Genomic DNA, 11,232 nt, shown 5'->3' on the forward strand with positions numbered 1-11,232 from the left:
CGCTTGCGATGCAGGCCGGCGGCTCGGTGGCCGACGTCTGGGTGATGGCGGACGAGCCGGTGGCGCGCGACACGCTGACCCAGACCGACACCGGTCCCTTCCTGCGGCGGATGCCGGGGCTGCTGCCCGCGCGCGCCGCCGACAACATGTTCTGGCTCGGCCGCTACGTCGAGCGCGCCGAGGGCAACGTGCGGGTGCTGCGCGCCTACCACCTGCGGCTCGAAGAGCACGGCCGCCGCGCCGTGCCGCTGGTGGATGCGCTGAGCGTGTTCCTTGAGGGCTACGGGCTCGACCCCGATGCCGCAGTGCCGCCCACGCTTCTGCACCAGTTCGACGCCGCGCTGCATTGCGCCGGCAAAGTGCGCGACCGCTTCTCCACGGATGGCTGGAACGCGCTCAACGACCTCTCGGAATCCGCCCACGAGCTCGCCACCAAGGTCCAGCAGGGCGACGACGCCGCCCGCGCCATGAGCGTGCTGCTGCGCAAGACCGCCGGCTTCGCGGGCCTCGTGCACGACAACATGTTCCGCTTCCTCGGCTGGCGCTTCCTGACCATGGGCCGGGCGCTCGAGCGCGCCGACCACATGGCGGCAGTGCTCTCGGTCTTCGCCGACCCCGAGGCCAGCGACGGCGGCTTCGACGTCTCGGTCGAGATCGGCGACAGCGTGATGACCCACCGCCGCCGCTACTCGGTCGAGAGCAACCGCAACACGGTGATCGACCTGCTGGCGCTCGACCGCGACAACCCGCGCTCGATCCTGTTCCAGCTCGACCGGCTGCGCGAAGAGGAAGAGAAGCTCGCCGAGATGGCCGGCCTCACCCAGATGGGCGAGGCGTCGCGGCGCATCCTGACGTTGCAGACCTCGCTCGCCGTCGCCACGCCCGAACTGATCTACACCCGCCGCCTGACCCGCCTGCGGCGCGAGCTCGGGGCGATCTCCGAGGCGCTGACCGCGCAGTACCTGAGCTGAGCCGCGTGTGAGCCCGACATGAGCCAGACCTACGACATCAAGCTCAAGATCAGCTATGTCTACGACAGCCCGGCCGCGGCGCACCGGGCGCTGCTGCGGATGCTGCCGCGCAACCTTCCGGACCAGCAGCTGCTCTACGGTGTGGTGACCACCGATCCGGCGCCGGACTACCGGCTCGACGACCTCGACTTCTTCGGCAACCCGGTCACCGAGGTGGCGCACGAGCGGCGTCTCTCCGAGATCGACTTCCGCTTCGAGGGGCGGGTGCGGCGGCACCGGCCCGCCGGCGGGCTGGATCTGTCCTGCGGGCTCGGCGCGCTTGCCGCCGAGGTCGTGCAGATCCAGAGCATCGCCGCCGACAGCCCGCATCATTTCCTCGGCGCCTCGCCCCGGCTGCGCCACGAGCCCGAGATCGCCGCCTTTGCCTACGACTGCATCGAGAGGGGCATGTCGACGCTGGCGGCGGTGGACGCGGTGAGTCTCGCGCTCAACGAGGCCTTCGACTTCGACCCCGAAGCCACCGAAGTCACCACCACCCCGATCGAGGCATTCCGGGCCCGCCGCGGCGTCTGCCAGGACATTAGCCACGTGATGATCACCGCGCTGCGGTCTCTGGGGATCCCTGCGGGTTATGTCTCGGGCTTCCTGCGCACCATCCCGCCCGAAGGGCAGGCGCGGCTCGAGGGCGCGGACGCCATGCACGCCTGGGTCCGGGCCTGGGTCGGCGGCGAGGTCGGCTGGGTCGAGTTCGACCCCACCAACGCCATCCGCGCCGGCACCGACCACGTGACCGTCGCCATCGGCCGGGACTATTCCGACGTGGCACCGGCCAAGGGCTCGCTGCGTTCGGAGGGCTCGCACGAGACCACGCACCAGGTCGACGTGATCCCGGTCTGAACAGGTTTACCTTCGCTAAAGGTCTCTGACCCTAGAATGCGCCTGCGCGACGCGCTGCCGCTGACGGCGGGATCCTGTCGCGCGCTTCGCGGGCATGACGCCTGCGGGGCGGGGCCCGATTCCGGGCAGGGCGCGGCAAGGTGGCGTGGCATGAGACGGATCGACGAGAAACTGGCCAACATCACCTCGGGCAACTACGGCCCACGTGATTTCATCATGACCTTCGGCAAGGACGCGGACCTGTTGCGCGGCTGCTCGGCGACGGGCGTCGATGCGCAGGGCAGGCCAAGGCCGCTCGCCGCCTACCGCGCCGACGTGAAGCGGGTCATCGAAAGCGATCAGGCCGACATCGTGCTGACGTCGCTCTCCACCGCCGAGATGCTGGCCGAAAGCGGCGCCTACAGCCATTCGAGCGTGACGCCGGCGGTGCGGCTCAACGATCCGACCGACCGCTGGCGCGTTCGCGGCGGCGCCTATCCGGCCTATCCGGCGCTGCCCTTCCGCTCGTCCCGGCTCGACGCGGTGAAGCCGGTGTCGAACCTTGGGCTCTACGGGATGACCTTCTACAACGACCCGGTGCAGGACCATGCCACGCTGCAGGCCTATTCCGACTTCCGCGACCTCGCCAACCGGGTGGGGATCCGGCATTTCCTGCAGCTCTCCGATCCGTCGTTCCGCATCGATACCGGCGATGTCGACTACGCCGCCTATCGCAACGACATCCTGATCCGCAGCCTCGCGGGGATCGCGCGGCGCGAGCGACCGGTGTTCATCGAGGTCGACTACCACGGCCCCGCCTCCATGGAGGAGCTCGCGAACTGGCATCCCGCCAAGCTCGTGGTCGGCATCACCAGCTGCGCGGGCGGCACCACCCGCGATTGCCTCGAACGCCTCGCGCAGGCCGAGAAGCACGGCGCGCGGCTCGCCAGTTTCAGCCGCGAGAGCTTTGTCTGCGAGGATCCGGTGCTGATGCTCGCCGCCATGCGCCGGATCGTGCGCGAGGGCATGTCCTCGTTCGAGGCGGTCAAGGCCTACCACGACGACCTGCGGCGCGAGGGGCTGACCCCGAACCGCGCGCTGCAGGACGACGCGGAACTGACCTGCCCGCTGCTCAAGGCTCACACCGACCGCGCCGCCTGACCCGACCGGGGCAGGGGTTGCGCGGGTCTTTCCCGGCGTCTACCTCTCGCCGCGAAAGGGAGACAGGCCATGAACCGAACCGATGCAAATGCCCTGGACTGGGCATCGGTCAGCTGGGTCGCGGCAGAGCGGACACCCGCGACGCTGCGCGCTTGGGCATTGTCGGCGCGCGGCACCGTGCTGGCCAAAGTCGAAAGTGACGAGGGCCCCGGTGCCACCGACGACCTCGCCACGGCGCTCGACCGTCTGCTGCCCGGCCGGCCCGCGGATGTTCCGGTGCTGGTCAGCGGTGCCGGTCAGATGCCCGCCCCCGCTGTGCCCTGCAAGCCGCCGCTGCGCGACGCGGCGCAGGCCGCTCAGGGCCTCCTGCGTCTGCCCGGCGTCGCCCAGCAGAAGCCCGTCGACCTGTTGGAAGGCGAGGAGACGCGCGTCGCGGGCTTCGTCGCGCTGAACCCCGGGTTCGACGGTGTGCTCTGCCTGCCGGGCCCGCGCCAGACCCGCTGGGTACACGTGAGCGCAGGCGAGATCGTCAGCTTCCGCAGCTTCCTCACCGGCGCGCTCTTCGCGATGCTGCGCGATCTGGAGGGGCTTGCCGGCGACTGGGACGAGGCCGCCTTCCTGGGGGCCGTCGACCACGCCATGGGCCGACCGGCGGGGGTTGCCGGCGATCTCGCGACGGTGCTGGCCGAGCTTCGCCTCGCAGGGCTCGACCCGGCTGCGGCGAGCTCGCGCGCGCTTGGCCTGTTGCTCGGGATGGAGCTTGCCGCCGCCAAGCCTTATTGGCTTGGCCAGAGCGTCGCGCTGGTGGACGAGGACCACGCCGCCCGCCCGTGGCAGGCCGCGCTCGCCGCGCAGGCGGTGCCGGTGGTGCTGGCGGACGGGACGCGGCTGGCGCTCGAGGGGCTGAAGGCCGCCTATAAGGGCACCTAGGCGCGCGGGCGCCATGGGCAATCCGCGCGAGAAGGGCTAGGCTCGGCCCGCGCGGGACACCGGAGATACCGGACAAGCAGGGGGAGGGTCGCGATGGCTCAGGACGCAGAGCTCAGGCCGGGCGAAACCACGGTCGAACTGCCGCCGGCGCAGGACGCCTGGCTGCGCTTCATCGGCCGCATTCGCACGCCGTTCCTCGAGCGCGCCGACTGTCCCCGGCAAGGCAGCCTCGACGGCCCCGAATGCCGCGTCGAGCTGATCCCGGAGCTCGAGCCCGCGCTCGACGGCATCGACCGCTCGGAGGCCATCGAACTGCTCTATTGGCTCGACCGCTCGCGCCGCGACCTGCTGACCCAGAGCCCGCGAGGCAGCGGTGACCTGCGCGGCACCTTCAGCCTGCGCTCGCCCAACCGGCCCAACCCGATCGGCACCTCGGTGGTGCGGCTCGTGCGGCGCGAGGGGACGGTGCTGGTGGTGCGCGGGCTCGACTGCCTTGACGGCACGCCGCTCATCGACCTCAAGCCGGCGCGCTGCGATCATGCGAAGCGGCCGGATCCGGCATCAGGTGCCTGAAAACTGGGCAAAATCCGTGGAAATGCACGTCACGTGGGCAGAAAGGCGGCGACCGGCTTGCGGTTGCGCCTCCGTCGTCGGATATTCGCCGCGAAGGAGACCGGGCAGATGCCGTACGACAGGTCCGAGATGACAGGCGCGCCGACCATCGCGGCGCAGCGCGCCCGCGGCCGCGCCCATCTGGGTGCGAAGGCCCGCGCCGACCGCACGGCGATTGCCGACCTGCACATGTCCGGCAGCTCCAAGCTGCTGTTTCCACGGGCGAAAGACGCGCTTCAGGCGGTCTATCTCAACAGCTCCGGCGGGGTGACCGGCGGCGACGCCTTCGAGATCGAGGCCCGCGCGCAGGAGAATGCCCACCTGGTGATGACCACGCAGGCGGCCGAGCGCATCTACCGCGCGCTGCCGGGCGAAACCGGGCGGGTCGACACACGGCTGACGCTCGAGCCCGGCGCACGGCTCGACTGGTTGCCGCAGGAGACCATCCTCTTCGAGGGTGCGGCGCTCGACCGGCGGCTGTCGGTCGGGATGGCCCGCGACGCCCGGCTCATCGCCTGCGAGGCGCTGATCTTCGGGCGCCACGCCATGGGCGAGGTGCTGCACGACCTGCGGCTGCGCGACCGCATCGACGTCCGGGTGGACGGGCGGCTGGTGCTCGCCGACCGGCTGCGGCTCGACGGCGACGCCGCGGCGACGCTGGCACAGGCCCACGTGGCGGGAGGGGCCGGGGCGATGGCCACGGTGGTCCACGCCGCCCCTGGTGCCGCCGCAATGCGCGATCCGCTGCGCGCGATGCTGCCGGAAACGGCTGGGGTCTCGGCCATTTCCGAGGATCTGCTGCTCATGCGTCTGGTTTCCGTTGACGGTTTCGCGCTGCGAGGCCACCTTGCCCCTGTCCTGCGCCGGCTGAGCGGCGCAGACCTGCCACGACCCTGGATGATCTGACCGATGCAACTGACCCCCCGCGAAAAGGACAAGCTTCTTGTCGCCATGGCCGCCGAAGTGGCCCGCAAACGCCTGAGCCGCGGCGTGAAGCTGAACTACCCCGAGGCGGTGGCGCTGATCACCGACGCGGTCGTCGAGGGGGCGCGCGACGGGCGCAGCGTCGCCGAGATGATGGAGGCCGGGGCGCAGATCATCACCGCCGGACAGTGCATGGAGGGCGTGCCCGAGATGATTCACGAGGTCCAGGTCGAGGCGACCTTTCCCGACGGTACCAAGCTCGTCACCGTTCACAACCCGATCCGCTGATCCAACAGGAGGATTTCGCTTGAAACTCGCCGCTCCCCTGGTCCTGCTCGCAGGCCCCGCGATGGCCCATTCCGGCACCGCTCCGCACGTGCATCCCCATGACGGGGCGCTCTGGCTGTCGGCGGTGGCGTCCCTCGGCGTGGTGACGCTGGGCGGACGGATGATCCTCAAGCGGCTGAAGGCCGAGGCATGATCCCGGGCGAGCTCTTTCCCGGCGACGGGGATCTGGAACTGAATGCGGGCCGCGAGGTTGTCACGCTGATGGTCGCGAATACCGGCGATCGGCCGGTGCAGGTCGGCTCGCACTACCATTTCGCCGAAACCAACCCCGCCCTCGATTTCGACCGCGAGGCGGCGATGGGACTCCGGCTCGACATTGCGGCGGGCACCGCCGTTCGGTTCGAGCCGGGTCAGCGCCGCGAAGTCGCGCTGATCCCGATTGCAGGCGCGCGGCGGATCTACGGATTCAACCAAAAGGTCATGGGAGCACTATGAATGTTTGACGAAATTCTGGGGTGGCAGCGGAGCATGCTGCGCATGGTGTCTCTCGCCACAGAGGCGCAGCAGGTGATCGCCTACCGGACCATGGGGTTCGGCGGCGTCTGGTCCGTACCGTCCTCGGAGGCGGTGCAGATGGTCTACGAGAAGGGCCCCGCGCTCATGCAGAGCTGGATGGGGGCGAGCCGCGCCGCGATGGGCGGGGCCGCGCCGAACCGGGTGCTCGACGCCTGGTCCGGACCGCTCGAGCGCAAGGCGCGGTCGAACCGCAGGCGGCTCGCGCGGCGTGGGCCGAACCTGCCGTTCTGACGGCGAGACAGGGATCTGACCAAGGAGGAGGACGGCCGATGTTTCCCCTGACCCCGCTGGACTGGAGCGTTGCGGCGCTGCAGATGGGAACGCAGATCATGGGGGCGCAGATGCGCGTCGCCCAGGTGCTGTTCGAGGCCGGCCTCCAGCAACAGAAGGCGATGTGGGGGCTGCGTACGCCCCTGCCGATGCCGACGCGGATGTCCGCGCCGGTGACCATGGGCATCTGCGGCCCGATGGCGCTGGCGGGGGCGGGCACCCGCCCGCTGCCGCGCCCGCGTGCCGGTCGCGTGGCGCTGCTCAAGGCCGTGCCCTCGACCGACAGCAGCTCCAAGCTGCGCCGGCACCGGGGGGCGACGGTGCCGCCCGAGATGTCGCCCGCGCCTGCCTCCGACGGCGACGACAAAACGCCGGTTTGACAGACAAGGAAGAGCCGATATGCCAGCCAGGATTTCCCGGGCCGATTATGCCGCCATGTTCGGCCCCACCACGGGCGACCGTCTGCGGCTTGCCGACACCGACCTGACCGCCGAGGCAGTTGGGCTCGCCTCGGGGGCCAACGGTGGCGTCTACGGTGAAGAGGTGAAGTTCGGCGGCGGCAAGGTGATCCGCGACGGCATGGGCCAGGCCCAGGCGACGCGCGCCGAGGGCGCCGTCGACACCGTCATCACCAACGCGCTGATCGTCGACCACACCGGCATCTACAAGGCCGATGTGGGCCTGCGAGACGGCCGTATCCACATGATCGGCAAGGCCGGCAACCCCGACACCCAGCCCGGCGTGAACATCGTCGTGGGTCCGGGCACCGAGGCGATCGCGGGCGAGGGCCGGATCCTCACCGCCGGCGGCATGGACAGCCACATCCATTTCATCTGTCCGCAGCAGATCGAGGACGCGCTGCACTCGGGCCTGACCACGATGCTCGGCGGCGGCACCGGGCCCGCGCATGGCACGCTCGCCACCACCTGCACGCCGGGGCCGTGGCATCTCGGGCGGATGATGCAGGCGGCCGACGCCTTCCCGATGAACCTCGCCTTCGCGGGCAAGGGCAACGCCTCGCTGCCGGCCCCGCTCGAAGAGCAGATCCGCGCCGGGGCCTGCTGCCTCAAGCTGCACGAGGACTGGGGTACCACGCCTGCCGCCATCGACAACTGCCTGAGCGTCGCCGACGCCATGGATGTGCAGGTGATGATCCATACCGACACGCTCAACGAGTCGGGCTTCGTCGAGAACACCGTCGCGGCGATGAAGGGCCGCACCATCCACGCCTTCCACACCGAGGGCGCGGGCGGTGGCCACGCGCCGGACATCATCAAGATCTGCGGCGAGGAGTTCGTGCTTCCGAGCTCGACCAACCCGACGCGCCCCTACACGGTCAACACGCTGGAAGAGCATCTCGACATGCTCATGGTGTGCCACCACCTCGACAAGTCGATCCCCGAGGACGTGGCCTTCGCCGAAAGCCGCATCCGGCGCGAGACCATCGCTGCCGAGGACATCCTGCACGACATGGGCGCCTTCTCGATCATCGCGTCCGACAGCCAGGCCATGGGCCGGGTGGGCGAAGTCATCATCCGGACGTGGCAAACCGCCGACAAGATGAAGAAGCAGCGCGGGCGCCTGTCCGAGGAAACCGGCGAGAACGACAATTTCCGGGTGCGCCGCTACATCGCGAAATACACCATCAACCCGGCCATCGCGCATGGCATCAGCCAGCACATCGGCTCCATCGAGGTCGGCAAGCGCGCCGATCTGGTGCTCTGGTCGCCCGCCTTCTTCGGCGTGAAGCCCGAGATGGTGCTCATGGGCGGCACCATCGTCTGCGCCCAGATGGGGGATCCCAACGCCTCGATCCCGACGCCGCAGCCGGTCTATTCGCGACCCATGTGGGGCGCCTACGGCCGCTCGGTCGAGCACTCGGCGGTGATCTTCGTCTCCGAAGCGGCGCAGGCGGACGGCATCGGCGGCGCGCTCGGGCTGGCCAAGCAGACGCTGGCGGTGAAGAACACGCGTGGCATCGGCAAGAAAGATTTGATGTTGAACAATGCCACCCCCGAGGTCGAGGTGAATCCCGAGACCTATGAGGTGCGCGCCAATGGCGAGCTGCTCACCTGCGAGCCGGCGAAAGAGCTGCCGATGGCGCAGCGGTACTTCCTCTACTAGGCGCGACATCGTGCGGGCCGCGCTCATCGCCCCTCTCCTGGTCTTTCCGGCGGCGGCGCAGGCCGTCTGCCCGACCGCGGCGGACCTCGACCGGGGCATCCTGCTCTACACGCTCGGCGGCGACACCGAGCTGTTCCGCCGTGTCAGCGACGACGTGGTACGCTCGACCTATCTCAGCGGCGAAGAGGGGAGCGAGGCGCTGCTGGGACAGGGGCTCTACGTGCTCGACAACGTGGCGCTCGCAGATGGCGAGGTGCTGCCCGAGACGCAGATCCATTTCGACTTCCCCATGGCCAGCGCCGAGATGCCCGAACCCGCGCCCGAGACCGACTGGACCGTGGACGTCACCGTCGAGGAGGCGGGCTATTCCGAGCAGGAGCATCAGAGCTACAGCTTCGGCCCGCTGACGCGCATCGGGCTGGGGCGTTGCAGCTACGACATGATTCAGGTTCGCCAGACCTACAGCCCCGATCCCTATGAGGTAACCGACTACGTGAACTGGATTCCCGCGCTCGGACTGTCCTATCTGGTGCAATCCAGCCATGCGCATGGCGAGGATCACTATGTCTACACCGCCATCGAGGCGGTGCGATGAGCGCCGAACCCCTTATTTGTTTAACATTGAACGATTTTCGAGTTATGCACCTGCAGAAACCCGAGTTTGCAGATGCAGCATTTGATGCTTCGGACAGAATGCCTTACCTATCGAGCACGGGAGGGGACCTGAGCCAACAAAGGAAGGTTTCCCATGGCATTTCTGAGCGCATCTCATCGTCACGAAAACGCACCCCTGCTTTCGCGCATCCTCGCCGGCTTTGGCGATGCGATCGTCGCGATCGGCGAAGCAAACCCGCGCCTGCGTCGCGTGGAAGCGCTGCAGCGTCTGTCGGATGCAGAACTCGCCGCCAAGGGCCTGCGCCGCGAAGACATCGTGCGTCACGTCTTCCACGACGTGTACTACCTCTGAGCCCCGGTTTTCCCGCGTGCCTTCGCGCGCGGGCCGGTGCATATCATCAAGGCCACGCGCCCGGTATCGTCCGGGGCGTGGCCTTCTACGTTTCCGGGACCGTGTTCGCCGGTCCCGCAGGACCAAAGGACCGGACATGACCAGCCTCCCCACCGCGCACGAGATCGCCCGCAAAGGCCATTGGAGCGACGCCGCCGATACGGTGACGCTGTCCTACGAGGACCGCTTCCTGCGCCGCAAGGTGCTGACGGCGGGCACCGGTGCCGGGTTCCTAGTCGATCTCGCCCATACCGCAAGTCTCGACGAGGGCGATGCCTTCCGCCTCGGTGACGGCTCTCTGGTGGCGGTGCGGGCCGCGGTCGAGCCGCTGCTGGCGGTGACCGGCGCGGACCTGCCGCGCATCGCATGGCACATCGGCAACCGCCACACGCCCTGCCAGATCGAACCCGACCGGCTGCTGATCCAGCGCGACCACGTGATCCGCGACATGCTCGAGCGCATCGGCGCCACGGTGACCGAGGTTGACGAGCCCTTCACCCCCGAGGGCGGCGCCTATGGCCACGGTCGCACCCATGGCCACGATCACAGCCATTCGCACGGGCCGGACTCGCACACGCACAGCGACGGCAGCGGCCATTCGCACAGCCATTCCCACGCGCACGGGCACCTGCCGCACAGCCATGACCACTGACGCGGCGCTCACGCTGCACCAGCTCTTCTCGCCCGCCTTCCCCGTGGGCGCCTTCGCCTATTCGCACGGGCTCGAGACCGCGGTGCAGGAGGGGCGGGTGCGCGACGCGGCCGACCTCCGGGACTGGCTCGAGACGGTGCTGCGGCACGGGGCCGGCTGGTCCGACGCGGTGCTGCTCGCCCATGCGGCGCAGGGCGGCGACGCTGCAGAGCTGACCGAGCTGGGGCTGGCGCTCTCGCCCTCCGCCGAGCGGCGGCTCGAGACCGGGCAGCAGGGCAGCGCCTTTGCGGCCACGGTCTCGGGCGTCTGGGGCATCGTGATCCCGCCCGCGCCCTACCCGGTGGCGGTGGGGCTCGCCGTCGCGGCGCTGGAACTGCCGCTGGGCGATGCGCTGCGGCTCTATCTGCAGGCATTCGCCTCCAACCTCGCCGCTGCGGGCGTGCGGCTGATCCCGCTCGGGCAGACCGACGGGCAACGCGTGGTGCAGGCGCTGTCGCCGCTCTGCGCGGTGCTGGCGGATGAGGCGCAGGGCGCGGACCTCGACCAGATCGGCGGCTTCGCGCCCCTCATCGACATTGCAAGCCAGCGGCATGACATGCTCTATTCGCGGCTCTTCAGATCTTAACGGAGGCAAACATGGCATCCCCCAACGGACCCCTGCGCGTCGGCCTCGGCGGCCCTGTCGGTGCCGGCAAGACCACGCTGACCGCGGCGCTGGCGCGGGCGCTGCGCGACCGGCTGTCGATGGCGGTGGTCACCAACGACATCTACACCCGTGAGGACGCCGAGGAGCTGATGCGCCAGCAGGTGCTGCCGCTCGACCGCATCAAGGGGGTGGAGAC

The 11,232-nt window shown here is 69.4% G+C and carries 17 protein-coding genes; all 17 read left to right on the forward strand.

Features of this window, described 5'->3' with window-relative positions; genetic code table 11:
* Window positions 1-971: alpha-E domain-containing protein (locus tag HC022_RS11720; protein ID WP_175583546.1), on the forward strand; the 971-nt coding region annotated here is incomplete at its 5' end.
* 18 nt (window positions 972-989) lie between these two features.
* Complete coding sequence (locus HC022_RS11725; RefSeq protein ID WP_167452542.1) at window positions 990-1,868, forward strand: transglutaminase family protein; 879 nt, start codon at window positions 990-992, stop codon at window positions 1,866-1,868.
* 150 nt (window positions 1,869-2,018) lie between these two features.
* A complete protein-coding gene (locus HC022_RS11730) occupies window positions 2,019-3,008 on the forward strand; it encodes a hypothetical protein (protein WP_167452543.1) in 990 nt (329 codons plus the stop codon).
* A 69-nt stretch (window positions 3,009-3,077) separates the two neighbouring features.
* Window positions 3,078-3,938 (forward strand): 2-dehydro-3-deoxygalactonokinase, encoded by an 861-nt coding sequence (locus HC022_RS11735; protein ID WP_167452544.1) that lies wholly within the window; start codon window positions 3,078-3,080, stop codon window positions 3,936-3,938.
* A gap of 93 nt (window positions 3,939-4,031) precedes the next feature.
* Window positions 4,032-4,511 carry a tRNA (N6-threonylcarbamoyladenosine(37)-N6)-methyltransferase TrmO gene (gene tsaA, locus HC022_RS11740; protein WP_167452545.1) on the forward strand — a complete coding sequence of 160 codons (480 nt, stop codon included), beginning with the start codon at window positions 4,032-4,034 and terminating at the stop codon, window positions 4,509-4,511.
* Between the two features lie 108 nt (window positions 4,512-4,619).
* Entirely contained in the window at window positions 4,620-5,456 is an 837-nt protein-coding gene (locus tag HC022_RS11745) for an urease accessory protein UreD (RefSeq protein WP_167452546.1), read from the forward strand.
* Window positions 5,457-5,459: 3 nt separating this feature from the next.
* The gene (locus HC022_RS11750) at window positions 5,460-5,762 is read left to right on the forward strand and encodes an urease subunit gamma (RefSeq protein WP_167452547.1); all 303 of its coding nucleotides are present in this window, start codon (window positions 5,460-5,462) and stop codon (window positions 5,760-5,762) included.
* Window positions 5,763-5,781: 19 nt separating this feature from the next.
* Window positions 5,782-5,955 carry a hypothetical protein gene (locus tag HC022_RS11755; RefSeq protein WP_167452548.1) on the forward strand — a complete coding sequence of 58 codons (174 nt, stop codon included), beginning with the start codon at window positions 5,782-5,784 and terminating at the stop codon, window positions 5,953-5,955.
* Window positions 5,952-6,257, forward strand: a complete 306-nt coding sequence (locus tag HC022_RS11760) for an urease subunit beta (RefSeq protein WP_008884221.1) — start codon at window positions 5,952-5,954, stop codon at window positions 6,255-6,257. Before HC022_RS11755 ends, HC022_RS11760 begins: the two co-directional genes overlap by 4 nt.
* Window positions 6,258-6,569 carry a hypothetical protein gene (locus HC022_RS11765; RefSeq protein ID WP_008886057.1) on the forward strand — a complete coding sequence of 104 codons (312 nt, stop codon included), beginning with the start codon at window positions 6,258-6,260 and terminating at the stop codon, window positions 6,567-6,569.
* Window positions 6,570-6,607: 38 nt separating this feature from the next.
* On the forward strand, window positions 6,608-6,988 hold the full coding sequence (locus tag HC022_RS11770; protein WP_167452549.1) for a hypothetical protein: 381 nt from the start codon (window positions 6,608-6,610) through the stop codon (window positions 6,986-6,988).
* A gap of 19 nt (window positions 6,989-7,007) precedes the next feature.
* A complete protein-coding gene (ureC, locus tag HC022_RS11775) occupies window positions 7,008-8,732 on the forward strand; it encodes an urease subunit alpha (protein ID WP_167452550.1) in 1,725 nt (574 codons plus the stop codon).
* A 10-nt stretch (window positions 8,733-8,742) separates the two neighbouring features.
* A complete protein-coding gene (locus tag HC022_RS11780) occupies window positions 8,743-9,327 on the forward strand; it encodes a hypothetical protein (RefSeq protein ID WP_167452551.1) in 585 nt (194 codons plus the stop codon).
* 153 nt (window positions 9,328-9,480) lie between these two features.
* Window positions 9,481-9,699 carry a hypothetical protein gene (locus HC022_RS11785; RefSeq protein WP_008885750.1) on the forward strand — a complete coding sequence of 73 codons (219 nt, stop codon included), beginning with the start codon at window positions 9,481-9,483 and terminating at the stop codon, window positions 9,697-9,699.
* 136 nt (window positions 9,700-9,835) lie between these two features.
* Window positions 9,836-10,390 (forward strand): urease accessory protein UreE, encoded by a 555-nt coding sequence (locus tag HC022_RS11790; RefSeq protein ID WP_008884774.1) that lies wholly within the window; start codon window positions 9,836-9,838, stop codon window positions 10,388-10,390.
* Window positions 10,380-11,015 carry an urease accessory protein UreF gene (locus tag HC022_RS11795; RefSeq protein ID WP_167452552.1) on the forward strand — a complete coding sequence of 212 codons (636 nt, stop codon included), beginning with the start codon at window positions 10,380-10,382 and terminating at the stop codon, window positions 11,013-11,015. Before HC022_RS11790 ends, HC022_RS11795 begins: the two co-directional genes overlap by 11 nt.
* Before the next feature lie 11 nt (window positions 11,016-11,026).
* A partial coding sequence (locus HC022_RS11800) for an urease accessory protein UreG (protein ID WP_167452553.1) occupies window positions 11,027-11,232 on the forward strand: 206 nt, incomplete at its 3' end.

The organism is Salipiger sp. HF18 (assembly GCF_011806505.1).
GTDB lineage: Bacteria > Pseudomonadota > Alphaproteobacteria > Rhodobacterales > Rhodobacteraceae > Salipiger > Salipiger thiooxidans.

Bases quoted from the DNA above. Each gene is read 5' to 3' on its own strand.
- HC022_RS11790 (WP_008884774.1), top strand. From the start codon at position 9,836: ATGACCAGCCTCCCCACCGCGCACGAGATCGCCCGCAAAGGCCATTGG.
- HC022_RS11735 (WP_167452544.1), top strand. From the start codon at position 3,078: ATGAACCGAACCGATGCAAATGCCCTGGACTGGGCATCGGTCAGCTGG.
- HC022_RS11765 (WP_008886057.1), top strand. From the start codon at position 6,258: ATGTTTGACGAAATTCTGGGGTGGCAGCGGAGCATGCTGCGCATGGTG.
- HC022_RS11730 (WP_167452543.1), top strand. From the start codon at position 2,019: ATGAGACGGATCGACGAGAAACTGGCCAACATCACCTCGGGCAACTAC.
- HC022_RS11785 (WP_008885750.1), top strand. From the start codon at position 9,481: ATGGCATTTCTGAGCGCATCTCATCGTCACGAAAACGCACCCCTGCTT.
- HC022_RS11750 (WP_167452547.1), top strand. From the start codon at position 5,460: ATGCAACTGACCCCCCGCGAAAAGGACAAGCTTCTTGTCGCCATGGCC.
- HC022_RS11770 (WP_167452549.1), top strand. From the start codon at position 6,608: ATGTTTCCCCTGACCCCGCTGGACTGGAGCGTTGCGGCGCTGCAGATG.
- HC022_RS11725 (WP_167452542.1), top strand. From the start codon at position 990: ATGAGCCAGACCTACGACATCAAGCTCAAGATCAGCTATGTCTACGAC.
- HC022_RS11795 (WP_167452552.1), top strand. From the start codon at position 10,380: ATGACCACTGACGCGGCGCTCACGCTGCACCAGCTCTTCTCGCCCGCC.
- tsaA (WP_167452545.1), top strand. From the start codon at position 4,032: ATGGCTCAGGACGCAGAGCTCAGGCCGGGCGAAACCACGGTCGAACTG.
- ureC (WP_167452550.1), top strand. From the start codon at position 7,008: ATGCCAGCCAGGATTTCCCGGGCCGATTATGCCGCCATGTTCGGCCCC.
- HC022_RS11760 (WP_008884221.1), top strand. From the start codon at position 5,952: ATGATCCCGGGCGAGCTCTTTCCCGGCGACGGGGATCTGGAACTGAAT.
- HC022_RS11745 (WP_167452546.1), top strand. From the start codon at position 4,620: ATGCCGTACGACAGGTCCGAGATGACAGGCGCGCCGACCATCGCGGCG.